At 35.6% G+C, this 22,399-nt stretch carries 13 protein-coding genes; 1 reads left to right on the top strand and 12 read right to left on the bottom strand.

Features of this window, described 5'->3' with window-relative positions; all coding sequences use genetic code 11:
- Positions 1-10 precede the first annotated feature (10 nt).
- The 8 genes from ACQY44_RS21970 to ACQY44_RS21935 all read right to left on the bottom strand — a co-directional run bounded on the left by ACQY44_RS21970 (position 11) and on the right by ACQY44_RS21935 (position 14,876).
- A complete protein-coding gene (locus tag ACQY44_RS21970; protein WP_428232414.1) occupies positions 11-1,444 on the bottom strand; it encodes a sialate O-acetylesterase in 1,434 nt (477 codons plus the stop codon).
- 75 nt (positions 1,445-1,519) lie between these two features.
- The gene (locus ACQY44_RS21965; protein WP_428232413.1) at positions 1,520-1,675 is read right to left on the bottom strand and encodes a hypothetical protein; all 156 of its coding nucleotides are present in this window, start codon (positions 1,673-1,675) and stop codon (positions 1,520-1,522) included.
- Positions 1,676-5,131 (bottom strand): glycosyl hydrolase, encoded by a 3,456-nt coding sequence (locus tag ACQY44_RS21960; RefSeq protein WP_428232412.1) that lies wholly within the window; start codon positions 5,129-5,131, stop codon positions 1,676-1,678.
- Between the two features lie 263 nt (positions 5,132-5,394).
- Positions 5,395-8,727: a glycoside hydrolase family 2 TIM barrel-domain containing protein gene (locus ACQY44_RS21955; protein WP_428232411.1), complete on the bottom strand. Its 3,333-nt coding sequence runs from the start codon at positions 8,725-8,727 to the stop codon at positions 5,395-5,397.
- Between the two features lie 209 nt (positions 8,728-8,936).
- Positions 8,937-10,067, bottom strand: coding sequence for a glycosylase (locus tag ACQY44_RS21950; RefSeq protein ID WP_428232410.1), 1,131 nt, complete (start codon positions 10,065-10,067; stop codon positions 8,937-8,939).
- Positions 10,068-10,291: 224 nt separating this feature from the next.
- Entirely contained in the window at positions 10,292-11,965 is a 1,674-nt protein-coding gene (locus tag ACQY44_RS21945; protein WP_428232409.1) for a hypothetical protein, read from the bottom strand.
- A gap of 210 nt (positions 11,966-12,175) precedes the next feature.
- The gene (locus tag ACQY44_RS21940; protein WP_428232408.1) at positions 12,176-14,362 is read right to left on the bottom strand and encodes an alpha-rhamnosidase; all 2,187 of its coding nucleotides are present in this window, start codon (positions 14,360-14,362) and stop codon (positions 12,176-12,178) included.
- A 304-nt stretch (positions 14,363-14,666) separates the two neighbouring features.
- Positions 14,667-14,876 carry a SymE family type I addiction module toxin gene (locus ACQY44_RS21935; RefSeq protein WP_428232407.1) on the bottom strand — a complete coding sequence of 70 codons (210 nt, stop codon included), beginning with the start codon at positions 14,874-14,876 and terminating at the stop codon, positions 14,667-14,669.
- 164 nt (positions 14,877-15,040) lie between these two features.
- Between ACQY44_RS21935 and ACQY44_RS21930 the strand changes: the two genes are divergently transcribed.
- Positions 15,041-15,253, top strand: a complete 213-nt coding sequence (locus ACQY44_RS21930; RefSeq protein WP_428232406.1) for a helix-turn-helix transcriptional regulator — start codon at positions 15,041-15,043, stop codon at positions 15,251-15,253.
- A 366-nt stretch (positions 15,254-15,619) separates the two neighbouring features.
- On the opposite strand, the gene ACQY44_RS21925 is transcribed toward ACQY44_RS21930, so the two are convergent.
- From ACQY44_RS21925 to ACQY44_RS21910, 4 genes are all read right to left on the bottom strand, one after another.
- Positions 15,620-16,408, bottom strand: coding sequence for a hypothetical protein (locus tag ACQY44_RS21925; protein ID WP_428232405.1), 789 nt, complete (start codon positions 16,406-16,408; stop codon positions 15,620-15,622).
- 236 nt (positions 16,409-16,644) lie between these two features.
- Positions 16,645-18,225 carry a sodium:solute symporter gene (locus ACQY44_RS21920; RefSeq protein ID WP_428232404.1) on the bottom strand — a complete coding sequence of 527 codons (1,581 nt, stop codon included), beginning with the start codon at positions 18,223-18,225 and terminating at the stop codon, positions 16,645-16,647.
- Complete coding sequence (locus ACQY44_RS21915; RefSeq protein WP_428232403.1) at positions 18,222-19,286, bottom strand: Gfo/Idh/MocA family protein; 1,065 nt, start codon at positions 19,284-19,286, stop codon at positions 18,222-18,224. Before ACQY44_RS21915 ends, ACQY44_RS21920 begins: the two co-directional genes overlap by 4 nt.
- 218 nt (positions 19,287-19,504) lie before the next feature.
- Complete coding sequence (locus ACQY44_RS21910; protein WP_428232402.1) at positions 19,505-22,012, bottom strand: L-rhamnose mutarotase; 2,508 nt, start codon at positions 22,010-22,012, stop codon at positions 19,505-19,507.
- Positions 22,013-22,399: the final 387 nt, after the last annotated feature.

Genomic DNA, 22,399 nt, shown 5'->3' with positions numbered 1-22,399 from the left:
AATAACTCTTTTACCACTCATCCGTCCTAAAAGAAGAAACCGGCAAACCTCCGGCGCTAAACAACTCTGCTTTTGCAAAATCTTTCCATAAATATCGTACTGCAACTGGTTTTGCTACTTTATCCGAAGTCAAAACCACTGATTTTCTTCTTACTACTGTTTTTGCCGGATAAAACACTTTGTCTTCTCCCGCCAGTTCAAAACCGGTTACTTCTTTATCATAAGACGTAATTCCGTTGGTAACATCATCAAAAGAAATCGTTACTGAACCGTCTTTTATTTCCATCGATTTGTATTTCGGGCTTTCGAATTCGAAACCTTCAATTCCGTAGGTTCTGGCCAAAGCCTGAAAAGCCAGTCGGTTTCCGCCTTTTTCCTTATCCATTGGGTGAATGTTATTTTCTTCGCCAACATCCATCAGAACTGCCATAGCAGAATTCGGGATTTCCTTTGCTGCCTTTAATTGTGCTTCTCTCAAATAAGCCGAATTGTATTTTTCCAGATAATCTTTTGGATGAAATGAAGCATAATTAAACGGTGCAATCTGAGCGTAATAAAAAGGGAAATCGCCTTGTTTCCACAACGTTCTCCAACTGCTTACCATTTTCTTCATTAATGCTGCGTATTCATCAGCTCTTTCGTAATTCGATTCGCCTTGGTACCAGATACAGCCTTTGATTCCGTAACCAATCACTGGCGAAAGCATTCCGTTAAACAAAGTGGTTGCCACACGATTTGGATCTTTTGCCAGGTCTTCTTTTTTCGTTGGTATTTTGGCACTTGCAAAATCTATCAGCATTTCCTGATTCATCCAGGCTTCCATGCTAGAACCTCCGTACGAAACATGAATTAACCCAACCGGAACATCTAAAACCTCTTGTAAAAGCGAACCAAAATACCAGGCCGTTGCGCTAAAATTAGCCGTCGATTTTGGAGAAGTGGTTTCCCATTTTCCTTCAAAATTATCCAACGGTTCTAGAACTGTTGCTCTTGGAATCGTAATCAAACGAATGTTTTTATTGGTTGACCTTACAATGATCTCATTTCCGTTTTTTACAGGCTGCCCCTGAAAACCTTTCAATGGCATTTCCATATTAGATTGCCCTGAACATAGCCAGACTTCACCAATCAATACATTTTTTAGGATTACTTTTTCAGTTCCTTCCGTCACTTCAATCGTAAAAGGCCCTCCCGCAATTGGTGTTTGCAAGGCTACTTTCCATTTGCCCTGATTGTCTGCTTTGGCTTTATAGATTTTAGAATTCCATGATGTTTTAATCGTGACATTCCCATTTTTTTCTGCCCAGCCCCACATTGGCGCATTCGACTTTTGCTGCAGCATCATATTGTCTGAAAACAATGCCGGTAGTTTGATTTTTGCATTGATTTGAATGCTTGCTAAAAGCAAAAAAACCGTAATAATACATTCTTTTAAATTTCTCATTTTTTTTATTTTAATCTAGATTTCAACGAATTAAATCGGTTGTTACAATATGAATCGTCCCAATGATTCATAGGGTTAAAATCCCAATCTATAACTATCCATCGGGTTAAAACCCGACGCTACAATATCAATCGTTCCTCCGGAACTTTTACGTAACGCATAAGAGCCATCGGCTCGAAACATATTGTAGGGCTGGACTTTAGTCCAGCCCAGTTTAAATTGCAAAAACATTTATTTTTCTTTTACAATAGTAACCGGTCCCAATAATCCGGCTTTTAATAATGGTTCACCTTCTAACCTAAAAGGCGCTGTTGTCCAGGTTAATCTTTCTTCTTTTGGCAATTTCTCGTCGCCAATTAATCGATTTGCCCAGGTATTTGTAATTTTAATTTCTATACTATTTTTTCCTTTTTTTAAAGCTTCAGAAATATCTGCTTTGTATGGAAACGTCCAGATTGTTCCGCAGTTGATTCCGTTTACGGTTACTTCGGCAAGATTCGCAATTATACCTAAATCAAGCCAGAATTTATCTTTGTTTTTTCCTTTCCAAATAAAATCCTTTTTATAGATTACCGTTCCTGAGTAATATTTAATTTGGTCATTCGTTGAAGTACTCCAATCAAACAGCTTGTTTGTTTTTATCACTTCTTTTGGTCCGTGAAATTCAGGATCGAATTGCATTTCCCAATTTTCATTTAAAGTCTGAACTGTTTCTACAGCAGCATAATTTTGCTTTTTATCCGAGAATGTTTCTTTGGTGTTTTCTCTAAAAATAATAAAACAAGATTCATTTTCTTCTAATGCGATCGGAATAATTGTTCGTCCGTTTTCTATTTTCCAATTTAACAAAACAATGGTTTTATCAGTTACAGGATTATACAATTCCGGTATTTTTCCGCTTATGCGAAAAGAGACTTCAAAATTTCTTTTTTCTTGTTTTTGATTCGAAATAAAATAAATTTCTTCCGTTTCAGATTTTCGGTGTGTCCACGCAATAGTTTCTGAATCGGCTCTGTTTAATTTTGGAAAGTAAACATCCTGCTGAATTCCGATTGACGCAAAATCATTTCCTAAATAAGGAAGTTTAGTAATTGTTCCTTTTCCTAATTTCCATGAAGATGCATTTGAGTTATTGTTCCAGATTTCATCAATTACATTTTGCCATTTTTTATGATCTGCTTCAGAATGCATTCCAGGTTGCAGATCTGGTTTTTCATCAATAAAAACGCTTGCTCCCTCTTTTATCAACTGCAGCATTTTTTCGGCTGCAGCCAAAGAAATCATTTTATTTGGTGCCATTTTATGACTGCCCGGAAACAATAAAGCGCCGTATTCAATTCCGCCGCCAAAAGATATTTTTCCGTTTTCGACTTTGGCATTATTGATCAAAACATCCGCATTAAAAGAGTCATACTGATAACCATTCATCGCATTGATCCATTGCGACAAATCTGTAGAATTTTTAGTAGAACTTACTTCTTTCGGAATTTTAATACTTGGCTGACCTTCATTTTTAAGTCGAATAGCTTCGCTTTCAATTCTTTCCTTGCCAAAAATATTTGGGATAAAAGGTACCAATCGATCCGGAAGTATTGAACGCGACGGCAAATCTTCGCCTATAAAAACGGCCAAATCAATTACAGGTTTTCCTTTTTGCAATTGAAACTGAACTCTCTGACAATAATCAAACCAGGCTTTTCCGGGTTTCCACCATGTCTGGTCTCTTTGAAAAAAAGTTCCTATATCGTTTAAAGTCATTCCCGGTTTGCGATCTGTCCACGGATTATGAACGAAGACATGATAGAAAAACCGGTTAATTCCAAGGGCATAATTTCTGTCTGCCAAAGTTTTAAGATTCCCTGGATATTCGTCCCAATCCATTCGCAGCTCAGTAAAAGCTTCTGCCTGAACAATGTCTTTTCCATAGATATGTCCACCCGAAATCGCATCCAGCATATCGTTTGGTTTATCATGCGTTGGACTTTTCAGCCAAAATTCACCACTAGGATAATCGATATGTTTAAAGTGCAAAAGTCCGTCGCTCATCATGGTTGGCGCCACATTTTCTGAACTGAATTTTACGTTTGCTTTTTTGGCTTCATCAGCCAAAGTGCCAAAGAAATTATCGACAATTAATTCTGAAATCGTCTTTCTCACATCATACAATACTTTTTCTGAAGTCTGAATATCCTTTACAGGCATTCCTGCCATAACGGGCAAATAATCCACTATATCGTAGCCTCTTCTCTTTTTAAATTCATCTCTAAAAACGGGCGACCAGTTTTGGCTTCCGCATTCCCAACTATCAATATGCAATATTTTAACCACTTTCGAAGCCAGTTCAGGACCCGCAGTTCTTAGCATTTCACCAAACCAATGATCCAATTGAAAACGGACCGCTTCTGCATTAAATTTATCCACTTCCAATCCTCTTCCTGCTCCTGCTGTTGCATTTTCATGCCCTGTCGATGTATATCCGAAACGGATAATACGCCAATTTCCTTTCGAAGCAGCTTTCCAGTTCAAAATTCCTTTTTGATCTGTAAACTTCGAAATATTAATCATTTTTGATGGATCAATACAATCCGCTTTGCTGATTTCTTTGTCCGTTACTTGTGGACTCAAACGCCAAATTGCACCGGATTTTCCCTGATAATTATCGATTAAAGGTTCGTTTGACAAAAGTATTTTTGCCACTTTCAAACCCTGATTCCATTTTGCGGGATCAAGATCTTCTGCGCCCGGTTCTGTTCCTTCCGGATCATATACAAACCTGAAATATTTGGCTTTTGTTGGTACAATATTGTGTGTGTAAAAAGCATCGACATCCTGCCAGCCGTGACGCGGAGTTGTCAGACGTCCAAGGCTTTTAAAGTTTTTGCCATCATCACTAAATTCAATGATTAAACGATGTGCCTGATAATTATTTCCTTTGGTTTCGATCTGAATCGATTTACATAAAAACGGCTGATCAAATTCATATTGTATCCAGCCTTTTTCCTTTAATCTAAATTGGTCGTCTTTGCTATTATCACTTAAAAATGATGCATCTAAATTAGGAACAGTAGAGGTGATTTTTGGACGATTTTGATTGGATGTTGTGTATGCTTCCTTAACCGGAACAGCAAACGTGGCAATATCTTTATAATAGTCTTTGTAATGATTTGGTGTTGGTAACTGCAGGTTTGTGAAACTATTTCCGTTTACCGTAATATCGGCCCAAACTACTTTTTGCATCGACATTTCAGGCGTAATCCAGGGACCTCCGGCAACGGCAAAACCGTCAGCGGGATGAAAAGCGATTTTTACGCCTAAACGATCTGCTTCTGTCAAAGCCCAACGCACCAAAGTCCAGAATTCAGGACTCAGTTGCAAAACCGGAGGATTTATCAATGGCGGATTTGCAGGCCCTTTAATGGTCATTAAATAAGCACCTCCAATTCCGGCTTGCTTCATCGCTTCGAGATCGGCTGTGATGCCTTCTTTTGAGTAAGCACTCTGCATCCAATACCAATATACCCAAGGTCTGGAGGATTCGATTGTAGGCTGAAACGGATTATTTTCTTTTTTATGGATTTCCTGTGCGGAAACGAATCCCGTGACAAGTAATATGAAGATTGTCGAAAGTCGAAAAGTCGAAAGTCGAAAGTCAATTCCAAAAAGAAAAAAGTGTTGTTTATTGAACATTTTTACTAGTATTTATTCATTCGTTTGGCAAATGCGGCAGGTTTAAAAAACCTGTTGGGTTTAACTGCGTATTATCTTATCCATTTGTTTTGTCATTTCAACAAAGGAGAAATCACATGAGAAATTCCGTAAAGAACTTCGATAATCTTTGTCGAGCTATGAGTGTGATTTCTCTCTTCGATCGAAATGACAAACTGTATCTTTAATCTCTAAACTTTTAAGCTAAATACCTAACAGCTTTTGAAAACCTGTTAGGAGAATCCTTAATACTCAAATTTTTTCAAGCTTTCATCCAGTCCATTTTTCGAACCTGAAAAAGGAACCAGATAGAAACTATATTGATAATCTCCTGATTTAATTTGATATTGTTCTAAAGGCTGTGCTACTAAAGTCCAACTGTCGTTTCCTCCTACTCCCATTTGGATCAAATCGATATTTACCGTTAAAAATCCGGGATCTTTCAAATCGAAAGTATGTTTGGCGGCACTTAAATTTTCCTGTGTATACGGCCATGCGCTCATGCTTAAAACTTTGGCATCATTAACTACCAATAAGCCTTTATTTTTTTGAGGCGTAGTAAAAGCCATCCATCTTACTTCGGTTCTGTTTGCGTTTTCCTGAGGTTTTACATAATGCTCCAAAAAATCATTAATTGGCACCGAATACTTCCCAACGAATGAACCAAAACTTCTGTCGCTATAATTCTCCAATTCTCCTTTTCCGTACCACGAAATCTGATCGAATTTTCTCTGAACGCCCATTTGCATTCCGATTTTTGGAATGTTGGGTAATTTGTTTGTTGCTTTTAAGCTATAATCGACTTTTATAATTCCGTTTTCATTGATTTTATAAACAACCTGAACTTGCGCGCTGTCTTTTATCACTTCATATTCGCTGGTAATTATCGTTCCGTCAATTGCAATCGCCATTTTCGTGCTTACCACTTTCGGTTTTGCCTGATACCAGGGTTTTAAAAGTTTGTGTGATTTCCATCCTCTTTTATCATTATCCGTCTGAGGTCTCACAAAATTAGGTAACAATGGAGCAAAAACCTGTTCTTCGCCATTGAAAACATAAGAGCTCAAAGCTCCGTTTGCCTTGCTAATACTGATCTCAAATGATTTTCCTTTTATTTTAAAATCCGTGTCGGTTTCTGTTGTTTTAAATTTAGAATCTTTCTCTTTGAAATCAATTGTAATGTCTTGCTTTTTCAACAAAAACTGATCCTCTGCAACTGTATAACCTTTAGAAGCCCATAGTTCCTCTTTTGAAAGCTGGAATTCGATATTAAGAAAATATTCGGCATCTTTTTTCAATTTAGGCAGATATTGTTTTACATCTAAGATTGTTGATTGTCCTGCTTCTAAATTGAAAGGTTTTAGTATTTGAGTTTTGATCACATTTCCGTTTTCCAAAATTTTTAAAACCGGAATATAAGCTGCTAAAGATTTTACAGCCTGACGATTTTTGATTTCTAATTGAAAATTATTTTTTAATGTACTTGTCGCCGGTTGATAAATCCATTTGTTCTCATAAATGGAACCCTTTGGTTTTCCGTTAGAATCTACAATTCCTTTTGTATTGAAGTTTCCGTCGTGGTATTTTTCGCCAAAATCCCCACCGTGAGCAAAAAATTCCTGACCCGTTGCCGGATCTTTTTTCACTAATCCCTGATCTTTAAATTCCCAAATGCAACCGCCTATAACTCTGGGAAGCGAACGGAATTCATCCCATAATTCTTTTAAGTTACCAACTGAATTTCCCATTGCATGAGAATATTCTACAAAAATAATTGGACGTGTATCTTTCTTTTGATCTACCAGAAATTTTGGTGTAAAAACTCCCGGATAGAATCGGCTCACCATATCAACATACGGCTCGTCTTGCGGATTTTCGAATCTGTACGCGTGATCGATTGTTTTAGGATATCTTGGATCAAGCTGATCGATATAACCGTCTAATCTAGGGTTTCCTTGTGCCGGTTCGTAATGTACCGGACGTGTAATATCAAAATCGTGAACCCAACCTGCCATCGCAGCATGATTTGGTCCTTTTCCGCCCTCATTTCCTAAACTCCAAAACACAACTGAGGGATGGTTTTTATCTCTTTCGACCATTCTCGTCATACGTTCTAAATACGCATTTGTCCATTTTGGGTCGTTGCTTAATTTTCCGCCAATACCATGAGTTTCCTGATTGGCTTCGTCCATCACCATGATACCGTACTGGTCGCATAATTCATAGAAATACGGATCGTTAGGATAATGACTGGTTCTGATAAAGTTGAAGTTGAACTTTTTAATTGTTGTAATATCTTCTTTGATATCATCTCTTGTAACCGCTTTACCTCTTGTTGGGTTATGGTCATGACGGTTTACGCCATACACATAAGTCTCTTTTCCGTTGATGAGCATTTTACCATTTTCCTTCGAGAATTCGATCGATCGAAAACCAACTTTACAGCTTTTAGCTTCTGTAATATTTCCGTTTGCATCTTTTATCGACATTACCAAAGTGTACAAATTAGGTTCTTCAGAACTCCATTTTTTTGGATTAGGGATATTTTCCTTGAACATTCCAAAACGTACATTATCCAGACGGGGATAGCTTTCGTTGATCATATCGATCACCGGTTTTTGAAGTGGTTCTTTGAATAAAGCTACATTATTGGCATCGTATAATTGTGCCTGAAAAGTATAATCTTTGATTTTTTCGCCTGTTAAGTTTTCAACTTTTGGACGTAATTGAAAAGAAACGTCTTTGTATTGCTTGTCTAATTTAGTCTGATAAAAGAAATCCTGAATGCGTAATTTTGGCTCTGCCATAATAAAGACTTCACGCTGGATTCCGCTTACACGCCAATGGTCCTGATCTTCAAGATACGAACCGTCTGTCCAGCGAATTACCTGAACCGAAACTATATTTTCTCCTTCTTTTAAATAGGGCGTAATATCAAATTCCGAAGGCAGAAAACTATCTTCTCCATACCCTAAAAATTCTCCGTTAAGCCAAACCTGAAATCCGGAACTTACAGCACCAAAATACAAAGTAACGGTCATATCTTTCCAATTTTCGGGAACGGTAAAACTGCGTTGATAAGAACCAACTCCGTTATAATCTTTAGGAATAAAAGGCGGATTTATGGGTCTAAACGGATAAACGGCACTTTTGTAAATGGGAATATCATAACCTTTTAATTCCCAATTTGATGGTACTTCTATTTTATTCCAGCCGTTGACTTTTCCTTTATAGAAATCTTTCGAAGCTTCTTTGAGATTGGATGCATATTTAAAATCCCAATCTCCAGTCAGCATTTTAAGCCGGCTTTTGGTTCTGTCTCCTTTTAAGGCATCTTCAACATTGGTGTATGAATATGCCGTTGCTCTCGATGGTTGTCTGTTGATGCTCGTAACCGTTGGATCTTCCCATGGAGCAAATTCGTATTTTTTAGGTATTTCAGGAATTCCCGCAGGTTCTCCTGTTACGGATTGTGCATTTGCTATAACCGTAAAAAGTAAAATGTGAAATGTATATTGTAAGTTGTGAGTCGAAAATCGAAACCTTAAAAATGGATTGTTATATTTTGATTTAAACATTGATTTTATATTATATTTCATTATTATTCTCTCATTGTGTAGTCCCTACGGGACAAAATTTATTTTGACTACTATTTTTAGCTACCAATATTAAACTCCTAAAGGAGTAATCTCGTAGAAATTAAATATTGGTAACAAAAGAGGCGACTTATAAAAATTCCCATTTGGACTAAACAATTTTCACGTTTTACATCTAACTTCTAACCTGTTTACTGTTTCTTTTCTTTCTTCTCTGGCGGCGCTACAAAATTCATTTCGCTTTTGCCCAAATCTTTAGATGTTGCTACTGCAATTCCTCTTTGTTCTGCTTTGTTTACCGCACAATAAAAGTGATACACGACTCCATTATATTTTACCACAAATGATTTATGTGCAAATAAATCATCGTAAGGTTCAGAAGATTTGATTAAGTCCTCACCTTTCCAGTCGGTCCAGTTTACTAAATCATTCGAAACTGCAAAACGGTTAAATGCACCTTGATTCCAACCCGTCCAAAAAGCTCCAAAATAGAACATGACCCAAGTATCGTTAATACGCTGAATATAGGCATCTCCTGAGATTCCTTTATGATGATTGATTAATGGTTTATCACCATACCGTTTCCATTCTTTCATATCGTTCGAAACTGCCATAGCAATACGCTCTGCGCCTTTAGCAGGATTTAAACTATCACCACGGGCATTATAGTACATTATAAAATTGTGTCCTGTCAATTTATCTTTGTCACGAATCACACTGTTTTTGTACATCGTACTATTATCCCACCATCTGGCGTCTTTGTCTTTTGGCGTTAGAACCGGATTTTCTAACCTTTGAAATTCGTGTGGTTTTGTCGGAGCTTCTTTTGTATAAGCCATTCCGATTGATAATACTCCGGCTTCGTAACCTTTACTGTCTCCGCCAAAATAACTCATCCAGTATTTGTCATCGTATTTTTCCCATTCGTAACTTCCGCCCCATGTTGGATCTTGCAGCGAAATATATCCTGCTTTTTGATTGACATCCCAATGCTGTTCGTTTTCAGAGAAAGACATTACTTTTCCTAAATATTTCCAGTTAAGTAAATCGTCGCTTTCTGCCAGCCAGGTTTCATAACCTCTTCCATCATAAATTAAATAGGTCATAAACCATTTTCCGTCTTTTCTAAATACACTCGGACAATCCATTTTGTATGAGTTGTCTGTGGGAACCATAACCAAACCGTATTTATAAGGCGTTTTGATCTCGTTGTAAATCTCCTGCATTACGGTTTCGTTGATGCCTCTTTTCTTGTATTTTGTGGTCGAACAACTGCTTATTAAAAGTGCTGTAATGGCGATAAATAGGTAATTAATTTTCATTTTTTTGTAATTATGATGTGGTTTTGAACGCGGATGACTCGGATTTACTTCGTAAATACGCGGATAAAAACAGATTTTATTTTACTTTCTTTTTCTTCTCTTTTTACTTTGAACATCTTTGTCAAAGTTTAAAACTTTGACAAAAATTAAGCGCGATTACAATAAAAAAATCCGCGCTAATCAGCGTTTTTACGAAGTAAATCCGCGTCATCTGCGTTCTATTCTCATTTCATTTCCAACAATCGGGATTCCATCACGTCTTTGTTTAGTTTTACTTTTACCATTCCCATTGGGTGAAATCTTCTTTTCAGATCTATGGCGGCGTAAACAATGGTGTAAACGTCATTTTCTTCTGGGATTAAACACAATGGTGTTCTCATGATATCCCACCATTTATCGACTTTTGTTTCTATAGGAAGATATCTTGCTTCTCCCCAATTTTTACCATCTTTTGATACTGAATAGGCCATCATATTGGGTAAATGATGTCCCCAACCGTCCGGTCCTCCATCAAAAATAGCAATGTACAAACCGTTTGGAAGCTGACTCACAATTGGATTTTCTACAAAAAACGGATGCATTGTCTTTATCGGATTATTGCCGTCTTTTATTCTTGACCACGGACCTTCTAAACTTTTTGATTCGGCTAAAGCTACAAACCAGCCTTTTCCTGATTTCTTTGGATAATCTGCCCAGGAATTAAAAGGATACGCTCCGCTGTAAAATCCAAAATACTTATCCCCTACTTTATACGGAAAAAACGAAGCCACGCCCTGACGTCCTTCCCAGGGTTCTGAGTCTAATCCCGGTTCCATGATGATGCCCATATCTTTATACGGACCGCCAATTCCGTTGATTCCATCTACTGTTGATTCACATCTCCAAATCCTTCCAAAGGAATGATTGGGTTCTATTTCTTTACTCACTGTATAGGCCAAATAATAGCCGTACCATTTGTTTGCCTTTTCGTTAAAAACCGGCATATACGACCAAATTGCGGCACGGCGATCATTCATTGGGTTATCGTCTTCAGTTATGGCATAAGTTCCACTTGCCTGATATATTGTCGATTCTCTTTTCCAGTGAATGGCATCCTTACTCGTCCAGTGTCCGATTCTGGTTTTGACGCGATCGTAATAATAATCAACTCCTTTTTCTCCTGCTCTTTCGGTTGGAAACATATGATACATATCACCTACTTTTACCACACGTCCGCCTTCAAAACCGCCTTGAATTCCTTCGGTTCCGGGCATTCCTTCTTCTACAACAGGTTTATTTTCTCCGCCGATAATTTCGAAAAGTGGTTTTTCATCTGAAAAACCTTCCACTATATAAGTCGGATTCCAAAGATTCCCGTCCGGAAGTGCTGCGTTTCTGAAAGTTAATTTCTGATTGCTTTTTACAACTCCTAAAAATGCGAATAATCCTTTTCCAGGATTTATTGTTTGATTTCCCTTTGGATAAGAAACGGCATAAACATTTACTGGCGGTAAACCTGTTATTGTTACTGCATTTTCTAAAACTAATTTTGCATTTTGCAATTTATCAGCCTGAAGATATTCTGCATTGTTTTCTTGAAAAACCCCAATCAAAACCTGAACCGGTTCTTTGAATTTTAATTGCAAGGCAGTGTTTGTTCCTTTTTTATATGCCTCTAAAGGAAGTTCTACACCTAGCAAACCTTGCAATTCCGGAGCTAAACGAACAATATTATGTTTGCTTCCTGAAAATACGTGCACATATTGCGTTGTTTGGAATGTTTTGTAATTTGATTTTATAACTTCAAAAGAAGCGGGTTTCAATGCGCTGTTTTGTGCCGAAACTTGAATGCAGACAGTTAACAGCATCAGGAAAGCTGTTTTTAATTTGAAATTGTATTTTTTATTTTTTGAAAACATTGGTTTTTTATTATTTAATGAATTCTGAATTCCCTCAATCTTATCATTTCGACGGAGGAGAAATCTTCGTTTGCTGAGCACACTTAGAAGATCAATCTTTGTGGAGCTACTTGCTAAGATTTCTCGTTCCTCGAAATGACAAAAATGGCGTAACGATCTTTGTGGTTACGAGTATGATTCCTCCTTCGTCGGAATGACAAATTCGACTTATTAAATCGCTTTGTAACTCACTTTATATTCCACATTTGGTTTTACAGTCAGCTGGTATTTATTTTTAGCCAATGTTGTAATTGTTCCTGAATTTGTTTTGGGTTTGCCTGAACTTTCAAAAATCAATTTCCCTTCGCCTTCAGCTGCTTTTACTTTTATTTCTTTGGTGCTGCAATACAATTCTACAGCTCCGTTTGGTGTTGGAACTTTTCCTTGTATCCATTTTAAGCCGCCTAAATTAGGTTTGATTTCGTATTCTGAATATCCCGGCGAAGTTGGTTTTACGCCCAGATAATATTTTCCTAATAAATAAATCGGACTTGCTCCCCAGGCATGGCAAAGGCTTTTTCCGTAAGGGCGTCCGTACATCGCTAAATGTTCTGCTCCTTTTTTGTTTGGGTTATATTCTTCCCAGAAAGATGTTGCGCCCTCTTTTAACATTCCGCCCCAATACTCTTTCATTTCTTTTAAGACGTAATCCTGTTCGCCCATAGCACACAAAGCTTCTAACTCGTAAAAACGCATGTATGGTGTTGTGATTTTAAGAATATTATCATTGAGCAATACCTTATTTTTGATACTTTGTTTTTGCTCTTCATTAAAATAATTGAAAAAAATACCGAACATATTAGCGTATCTGGTTACAATGTCTTCCACTTTACCGTTTATACGCTGGTGCTTCATGACGTTTTGTTTTTTATCCCAAAACACATCAAATAATTTTATTTTTAAATTATCCGCTAATTTTTGATACTGTTTTTGGTCTTCCTTTTCACCTGCAATTTTAGCACTAACTGCCATGGCTTCTAAGCTTCTCGCTAAAAGCATTTGCTCAAAACTAACCTCTCCGGTTTTTGGTAATCCGTCTGCCCAATCAATAAAAACCCAATCGCCTTCTAATGGTTCCAGAAATCCGTTTGCGTTTCTTCTTTTTAAACAGAATTCCATAAGTGACTTCATTCGCGGATAAAAAGTTTGGATAAATTTCGTATCGCCTGTGTGTAAATAATAATCGTAAACACCCACAAACCAATAGAGCGAATAATCCATTATGATATTAACATGAGCCGTTACAGGTTCTTTTTCGCGAAGCGCTAACATGGTTCGTTCTACAGAAGCCGAATCAAAGAATAAATAATAATTCATTAAATAACTTTGATAAGCATCGCCAGACCAAACCCAGCGGTCGCGTTTGATTCCGTCTATAAAAAATTCGCGAGTTGTTAATTGCATCGTGTAAGCCGACACATCCCAAATTTGATTCAATTGTTCGTCTGAAGATTTGAATGCGCCACGATAATCTAATGGTAAATATTCATAAAGCATCGAAATAGAATCGTATTTTACCGTTGCATCTGCATGAACTTGCACATAACGAAATGCTTTTGACCCATCGTGTGTATATGTTTCCGGTTGTTTTCCGTCAAAAGATAAATGATCTAGTGTTTCGCATTTAGCAGAATCTAAAGCTTCTTCGCGAGATTCTCCATAATAAAGTGCTAGTTTACCTTTTCCTTTTAAACCGTGAATTTTAATATAACCAAATGTTTCTTTACCAAAATCTACTAATTCTCCACCTGCTATTTTTTCTGTTTTTTTGGAGTTTAAAGGTTTGGTTGTTAGTTTAAATTGAGATGGTTTATGCTCTGGTGCATCAAAATTCCAAGAACCAACAGGAACCCAAGGTGTGCCTGATTGTTGTGCTTTTCCTGTTTCATCAATCCAAAGTTTATCTTCGTTGGTCACTTTCCAGGATGCATCAGATTTAACATAATTACCTGCAATATAAATCGCTGGCAAGACTTCCTGATTATACACTTTGAAGGAAATTTTGTGTTTTCCTGCTGGAATTGTTATTGATTTTGGTTGTCCATAAACCTGAACACCATCTAAAAGTAATTGAAAAGGTCCTTCTGAGTAAATTTTTACTTCGTCTGGTTTTGGAATATCTACTTCTGTTTGAAAAGTTACTAAGGCATAAGGACTGTAATATTGCCACAATGGCGGAAATACTGCTTCGCGTTCTGTACGTCTTACTTGCATTTTATTGCTTAACCAAACTTCAAAATCACCTGGATACCAGATCCATGTTGCTTCTTTAGATTTTTCTTGGGCTGATACTAAAGTACAAGTAAAAAGAGCGACAAAAAGAAGAATAACTTTAAAAAATGGAAATTGGTTCTGCATATAAAAATAATTTAACGCTAAAGATAAACGTTCTTTTTACATTTCATACCCTGTACTGTCCTGTTTACGCGGAATAATTAACTTTTTTAATACATTGCCCGTAATTTTAGTCCCATTTTTTTATCTAATTCTCTAAATTTTATTTCATTTTTACTTAAATAGATAATAGGTTGTGAAATTTATCATTCAGGCTTCTGGAAAATCGTCATAAAAAATGCTTCAGGGTTTCTGAAGCATTTTTTAATTATTTTCTAAAGTTTATCTACCAGGTTAATTCCATTAAAAACAAAATAATTACTACACACTACTTTGTCATCTTTTCAATTTCATTGTTAACGGTGATAATAATTTTACTATCCTCATGTTGAACCGTTACAAATTTTCCGTGAGCAAAACCAATATCATGAAGCCACTTCCCACAAAGTCGGATTTCAGGAAATATCACATAGCGATGATATGCTCTTGCGATATATTTTGGTTGAATTTTTAATCGTCTTTTCGCTGATTGTTTCATTTTATTTTTTATTTCATTGAAACAAAAATAGTAAAAATTATACTACAAATAATATTTTTAAGATGTTAAATTATTGTTTTAGGGCAATTTTGAGTATTTAAAATATTCTTTTTCTTATATTTAAATTATAAGATATTTGCATGAAATATCAATAAATCAACATTGTGTCGAAACTTAAATTAAATAGAATAAAAGTTGTTTTAGTTGAAAACAATAGAACTAGTAAGGAATTAGCTAATCATTTAGGTAAAACTGTATCGACTGTTTCTCGATGGTGTACTAATGAAGCTCAGCCTTCTATTGAAACACTTTCTGAAATTTCTAAATATTTGAAGGTTGATATTCGGGAGTTGTTGGTTTCTACTTTAAATAAATAGCTTTTTTTAAAACATTTTTAATAATCTTTGAAAAAATAATCATAGTACAGTTTTAAAATTAGATTTAAGTTTGTTTGTGGTTACTAGCTAGAAGCTCACACTAGGAGAATATTTTCACCCAAACAGAAATACAATTAAAAGGAAAATTCTTTAAAATTCAAGAATGACTAGAAATTTCATATAATTATCATTATTTTTATACGTCTATTGGCTTATTGATGAAAAATTAAAATTGATTTAAGTCAATTATTGTATTTTTTTAATAAATTTGTAATATAAATTAGAGATATAAATTATTTAAGATAGCAGGGTAACCCAAGGGCTGCTTTCCTTCGGGAAAGAATACGGCCTGCAGGGGCCCATTTTTTATTTCGTATAGTATCTTTTTGGATTTTTAATAAACGAAAGATAATGTTTTAATAGAATATTTTTTATTAATTGTATACTTTCGGGTCTCAATTTGATTAAATAGATATCTCTGCGTCTTGAAATCTTATTTTCACTATCAAAATGATCCAAAAACATTGCAACTATTACTCCATAGACCAATATTCTTTGTCGTATGTTTGTTTTTTTTGACAATTGGAATTGTATATCAATTTCTCTTATCCAGTTCCTAAATGTTTCATCAGATTTGATCTTCTCAAAGAAGAAATATAATGGCATCACTTGAAATTTATCTCCTGAATTGATAATCATTGCTTCTCCAATAATTCTTTGCTTAGATCTATCAAGAAGCCTAAATTTTCTTGATTCAATTGTTTCAATAAAACGGATCAGTTCCCTACCTTTCTTTAATCTGGCAATTGAAGTATAATTACTTTGAATTCTAATATTTTCTAAAGTAGCCCAAAATTGTCCAATAAGATAATATACATAAATTTGGTTGTGTTCAGGTGAGTCACTAATCGAATTATCTTTATTTATAAATGATGCAAAATCTTCTCTGCTTAGAGACTCTAATTTACCAAAAAGCTCGTCAGAAGATTTTATTGCTAAATCCATACTCGCATACAATATTTGTTTAGCTTTTCTTCTCTTTTCAAAATAATTTTTTATGTCGGGGTATATAAATTTGACTCCTTGCCAACAAGCTCCACCAGATATTAAAGTAATTAAGTAAGAAAAGTCGAATTGTAAAAAATCAATTTTCATATATATATTTTCCGTTATATTTCTTTTTAGTTAAAATTCATCTTTTAAACTCATCTCAAACTTATCAATCAAAATCTAGATAGTTTGTTCCAACAAACCTACTATTTATTTTTCTCAAATTCATACACATTTAGAGACAATTCAAACATTTTTCTTTTTAAATATTTAAGAGATACTAAAAAAACGCTTCCTCAAAAAGAAAGCGTTATGTTATTATATATTATTTAAAAAACCTTTCAATTCCCATTAAAAACAAAATACAAAACCAAAATCACCAACCCCAACAAACCAAATAACAGTTTTACCTTTTTACTGGTTTTAGGAATATCGGCTTCTTCAGAAAAATTAACTTCCGGATTTTTATCTGTTAATGAAATGATAATTGCAGCAACTAATAAAACTGCAAAAATGTAAAATGAGATCAATAAAAAGTGAGGCCAAATGGTATAAACATCTGCTGGGAATATCCATAAATATAAAACTCCAACGAATAAACTAAAAGCTGAACCCCACGAAAGTGTAGCGTTCACCGCTTTTTTTGTAGTTCGTTTCCAGAAAATACTCAACAAAAACACTACAGATAATGAAGGTGCTAAAAAGCCCAAAACCGCCTGAAATATATTGAATAAATTTTGTCCTTTTATATTGTCGATTGCAATGGCGATCAGAATCGCAAACAAACATCCGGCTGCAATGGTGATTCTTCCAATCTTAATCTGATCTTTTATGGTAGCTGTCGGGTTGATTTTCTTTACATAAATATCATTCGTAAAAACGGTACTTAACGCATTTAGCGACGAACCAATTGTTCCTACCAAAACGGCGATCATTACACAAATCACCAAACCGTTCATTCCGCTAGGGAATAAGTTGGTTACCATGGTCATATAAGCTAAATCTGAATTTTTACCCAATTCAGGATATAAAGCATAACACAAAATTCCCGGTAAAATAAACAAGGGCAATGCCATCACTTTTAACCAGCCAATGAAGTTTACGCCCAATTGTCCCTGTTCCAGATTTTTGGCGCCCAAAACGCTCTGTACCATCGACTGATCTGTACAAAAGAAAGCTACAGCTGCCACAGGATATCCTAACAAAATGGCTGGCCACGGATAATGCGCATCGTTTGCCGGCTGTACTAAATTCCAGAAATTAGAAGGTGTTTTGGCTATTAAAACATCTATTCCTCCCAATTTTTGTAATCCTAAATAAGACAATGTAAGTGAAACGACAATTAATAAAATCATCTGAAAAACATTCACTTTGGCAATCGCTTTTAGTCCTCCTGCGAAAGTAAAAATTCCCGAAAAAATTACTAAAACGGTCACACTCTGCCACATCGGGATTCCCAGAATCTGACGTACTAAAATTCCTCCGCTGAATAATCCTAATGATAACCAGCTTACCAAAATTTTGACCAAGGCATACCAGGCCAAAATATTTTGGGTACTGTCGCCATAGCGTTTTCCCATATATTCCGGCATTGTACTTACTTTGCTCGCTATATAACGCGGTGCAAAAACCATTGCCAAAAGCAGTAAAAAAACAAAAGCATACCATTCGAAATTTCCAGCTACAATTCCGGTGGCATAACCAATACTCGCAAATGCCAATAATGACGAAGGACCAACATTTGTTCCCCACATATTAAACCCAATGCTGTACCAATTAAGTGAATTTCCGGCCAGAAAAAGTGTTTCATTTTTCTTGCTTTGTTTCACGCTTACTACCCAGCCAATGATTAATAAAGCCACCAGATAAACGGCAACAATTATAAAATCAAGCGTTGTTAATTTATCGTAGATGCTGTTCATAGTCCGTATTCTTTAAGAACGTCAGCAATTTTTACTGGCAATCCGGTTTGCAGTGATCTGTCCATCGCTTGCAATAAAGCTACAGTTCCGATACCTTCTTCCATATCCGGATAAGCCGTAAAATTGAGCTCGATACTGTCTACGAAATATTCCAGATAATTTTGATATTCTCCTGCGTGATGGCTTTGGCCTTCAAAACGGAAATAATGTTTTAAGGTTGAATCTCCCCACGTAATTACTTTTTCTTCGCCCGTTTTGTCTGTAACGGCATAACGCAATTCGTGATAATCTGCCTGACTTGCTCCTTCGGTTGCTCTCAAAATTGTGCTCATTCCGCTATCTCGTTGCGCAGGTTGCGTTGGCGAAGTATATACCCCACTTACTCTGGCGATTCTTCCGTCTGTTGCTTTGAAGATAAAGTGCATCGTATCTTCATTTTTCAAACCTGCAGCACTTCCGTTACTGCTGATCATGCCGTAGCCCATTACTTCTTCGATATTAGGCAAATACCATCTGATAAAATCTACGGGATGGCTTAAACCTCCGTACAACCATTTAAAAGACTGTAACAACGACCATTCTTTCTCTAAAAACCATCTGTGATCGGCGTGATATTGCGCTTCAATCGTGATTAAATCACCTATTAAGCCTTCTTCATAATCTTTTCGTTGCCTTTTTGCGGGTTCAAAAAATCGTGAACTCTGACCTATAAAAACCTTTTTACCTGTTTTTTTACTGAGTTCTAAAAGTGCTGCAGCGTCTGAAAGATCATCGATAAAAGGTTTGGTACAAACTACATGTTTTCCATGCAATAAAGCTTGTTTTATATGTTCGGCATGCAAATGATCCGGTGTATAAATGGCAATGATATCTATGGAATCATCTTTTAATAAATCATCGTAATTGGTGGTGTAGGAATGGAAATCAAATTCCCTTGCTCTCTTTTTACACAATTCTTCGTTTCTGTCGCATACTTTTACGAGTTCTAATTTTGAACTTCTTAAAGCTGCGGACATTGTGCTGCGACCTTCTCCGAGTCCTAAAATGGCTATTCTTAACATTTATATTTGTGGTTTGATAGTTAGATTTTCCATAGTATCCTAACAGGTTTTTAAAACCTGTTAGGTATTACTTTTTATTTTTTTTGCCACAGATTAAAAAGATTTAAAGGATTTTCAATCTGTGTTAAATCCTTTTATCCCGATAGTGACTAACTTTCTTATTGGCTTTAAACATACCTAACAGGTTTTGGAAACCTATTAGGATAAATAATATGTGATTATTTTGATTCTACTTTATTTAGAAATATCCAGGTTTCGTCTGGTTTTGCTCCTTCGATTCCGGTTTGGTATTTTTTCATTAAAGTATTCCATTCGTCAACGCGCGGATTATTTTGGGTTGTTTTTGGATTCAGTTTATCCAGATTTTCTCCTTTTGGAATACTGATAATCAACATCAATTTTCTTTCATTTTTGAAAACCTGTAACTGCTGAAAATCGGCATTGCAGAAACCTTTTGCGATTTCGGGCCACTTTTCGAATTGTGTGGTATGATAATCTACATATTCTTTTTGCAATTTTGGATCATCAACCAAATTAGCCGTCAAAACAATATTTTCCCACTCAGATACCGGTTTTGAATCTTTGCATCTTTCAAAATTCTGGAAATCATAAATTGGCTTTTCATAAATTTTTATTTGTGCCGAAGGATAAGCTAATGCCAATTTCTTTTTCGTTCTTTCCGGCTGATTCATTTTTCCGTAAATCACCAGATGATTCTTCCATTGGTACATGGATTCGCCTACAATTCTGAAACCTTTTGTTGTGGATTTTACTTTTTCGATATCAAAATCGGAACCTGTCATTTCGATTACAACAGATTTTGGCAATTCCTGCAATCCCCATTTTTCATCTATTACAACTTCTTTTGTCAAATCGATATAAGGCGTTCTAATTCCAGCAGCATCTTTAATTGTAGTGCTTACGTATGGATTGTTATTTTCCCAAATATTTCCTTCGGGACCGTTATTGTTTTTCAGGATTTTCTCAGTTGCAATCCAATTGTTTTTGATCGTAAATCCCTGACTTCCTTCATCAGTATACAAATACAACCACAAAAACGGATCGTGTGCGTAAGGACTGTTGTACACCTTATCGATATAATTCTCTTCAATTCTGCTGTTTGGCTGTGACGAAAGCGTGTAAATTCCGGAAACATCGTGTAAATGTTTAGCATAATGATGAATTTTATTTCCGATGATTTTGTTGTTTTCCATCACATTTTTGGTGTGTGTCCAACCCCAGCCCATAGAAATTCCGCTATAAGAGACATCCGAAATTTCGTTGTGTTCGATAGTTAGATTCTTTACAAAACCAGCTGCAATTCCTAAACATCCCCAATCTTCATTGGCAACATTTGTGATCAAATTATCTGCAATTAATTCATCCGAACAAATTTCTCTTTCGTCTTTGATCACTAAAGGCAAATGTGCTTCAAAAGCTTCTTCAGAGAAAACACCAACATTTATAGCATTTCCGCCAATATCTTTAAATAAATTTCCTTTGATGCTATTGTGATTTGTTCCTTTATTTAAATCTAATCCTGTTGAAGATACATGTTCAAAACGACACGATTCGAATTGATTGTTATTAGCATAATTTACTTCTACAGCCGCTCTGGGTCTTCCTACCCAGGCCTGATTTTCTAAACTGGCCTGATTGGGAGTTCCGGGAATTTTCAATTTATAAGCATCTAATAAATACATTCCCGCCTGCAACGGAACGTGACCTTGCTGTGAAGGACGAAGCCAGTTGCTGTATTGAAATGAGATTCCTTTAAAATTAAAATGATGTACAGGCGAATCCATAGTTCCTTTAATTTCTACTAAATTTTCTAAAACCGGAACTGTTATTTTTGCAGAATTCAAATCTTCGCCTTCTCTCGGAATATAATAAATTTTAGCATTTTTTTTGTCTAAATACCATTCTCCTGCTTCGTTCAACATTGAGATTCCGTTGTTTAAATAGAAGGCTGAATTTCCATTGTTTTTTGAAATCCACGGAGCCGGCCACGGATGTTCGCTTTGAATACGGCTTTCCGGTTGTTCGAATGAAAGTCTGGCGCTGTCTTTTTGAACTTCGATATTTTTGATGCGAAGATTCGCTGTTGACCACCATTGAATGATAAACATTTCCATTCCTGATTCGTACTTTATGGATTTGTCTTTAAACGGAATCCAGCAAGTTTCTGTTGCCGAATCCCAGGAAAGAATTCTATCCATTTGGTTTCCGGAAGTGCTTTTGGCTCTAACGGCTTTTTTTCCGTTTACCCATAATTGTCTATAATTGATAATTTCGCCTGCTTTTTGAGGTGCATCGGCTACCCAGACATTTGCTTTTTTTACTCGGTTTATAATTGCACCTTTTTTCCAGTTTTTAATTTCAAATCCACCGCTGATTATTGGTCTTGCATTTGCATCAGCTTCAATTGTTGTTGGACTTTCGGGAGTTCCTGAATCTTCCGGTCTTACAAATAATGGTTCGTTTAAATAATACGTTCCATTTTGTACTATAATATGAATACCATCTTTTATGGAAGGATCTTTTAATCGGCGTAGTTCTCGAGCTTTTCGCATTGCCATTTGTAACGTTGCCAAAGGATTTGATTTTGTTCCTAGATTAGTATCTTTTCCACTTGGGGAAACCCAAATCTCAGCAGCGTTTGCAGAAAAAACAGTGCAGACTATCGAAAAAGCAATAATTATTTTATGAAAAAAATTTAAACGCATTATTTTTATTTTTAAACTTTTGGTATTAAAATTATTGTTGATAAAATTTAAAGCAATAAAAAACTTACATCACTAATTATTTTAACATTTATACTAAATATATGGCACAATTTAAACGAACACAGAAATATAAGTATCCTGTACCCTCCTGCTATTGTTCAAATGAAAATGAAAATTGAAAATTCCTAACTTTTGAGATTTCTTTTGTGGGAAATGAGCAACTAATTTGATATTTTAAAATAATTTTTAATAGATTTGTGTAATCGATTACATTTATGTTTATTTGTTTATCTGAGTACTTTTTTTTGATATCAATAAAAAAATCAAGATGAATAAATAGATTTAGCAAATTAAGCCTTCTATTACGACTTAAATTTTTAACCATAA

Origin of the sequence: Flavobacterium sp. (genome assembly GCF_965277525.1) — a bacterium.
In the GTDB taxonomy this organism is placed as follows: Bacteria; Bacteroidota; Bacteroidia; order Flavobacteriales; family Flavobacteriaceae; genus Flavobacterium.
This window is presented reverse-complemented; position numbering and strand designations above follow the sequence as displayed.

What these genes read in the sequence shown, in the direction of transcription:
- ACQY44_RS21955 (WP_428232411.1), bottom strand. Translation starts at nt 8,727, where the DNA reads ATGTTTAAATCAAAATATAACAATCCATTTTTAAGGTTTCGATTTTCG.
- ACQY44_RS21935 (WP_428232407.1), bottom strand. Translation starts at nt 14,876, where the DNA reads ATGAAACAATCAGCGAAAAGACGATTAAAAATTCAACCAAAATATATC.
- ACQY44_RS21945 (WP_428232409.1), bottom strand. Translation starts at nt 11,965, where the DNA reads ATGTTTTCAAAAAATAAAAAATACAATTTCAAATTAAAAACAGCTTTC.
- ACQY44_RS21970 (WP_428232414.1), bottom strand. Translation starts at nt 1,444, where the DNA reads ATGAGAAATTTAAAAGAATGTATTATTACGGTTTTTTTGCTTTTAGCA.
- ACQY44_RS21915 (WP_428232403.1), bottom strand. Translation starts at nt 19,286, where the DNA reads ATGTTAAGAATAGCCATTTTAGGACTCGGAGAAGGTCGCAGCACAATG.
- ACQY44_RS21965 (WP_428232413.1), bottom strand. Translation starts at nt 1,675, where the DNA reads ATGTTTTTGCAATTTAAACTGGGCTGGACTAAAGTCCAGCCCTACAAT.
- ACQY44_RS21920 (WP_428232404.1), bottom strand. Translation starts at nt 18,225, where the DNA reads ATGAACAGCATCTACGATAAATTAACAACGCTTGATTTTATAATTGTT.
- ACQY44_RS21940 (WP_428232408.1), bottom strand. Translation starts at nt 14,362, where the DNA reads ATGCAGAACCAATTTCCATTTTTTAAAGTTATTCTTCTTTTTGTCGCT.
- ACQY44_RS21925 (WP_428232405.1), bottom strand. Translation starts at nt 16,408, where the DNA reads ATGAAAATTGATTTTTTACAATTCGACTTTTCTTACTTAATTACTTTA.
- ACQY44_RS21960 (WP_428232412.1), bottom strand. Translation starts at nt 5,131, where the DNA reads ATGTTCAATAAACAACACTTTTTTCTTTTTGGAATTGACTTTCGACTT.
- ACQY44_RS21950 (WP_428232410.1), bottom strand. Translation starts at nt 10,067, where the DNA reads ATGAAAATTAATTACCTATTTATCGCCATTACAGCACTTTTAATAAGC.
- ACQY44_RS21910 (WP_428232402.1), bottom strand. Translation starts at nt 22,012, where the DNA reads ATGCGTTTAAATTTTTTTCATAAAATAATTATTGCTTTTTCGATAGTC.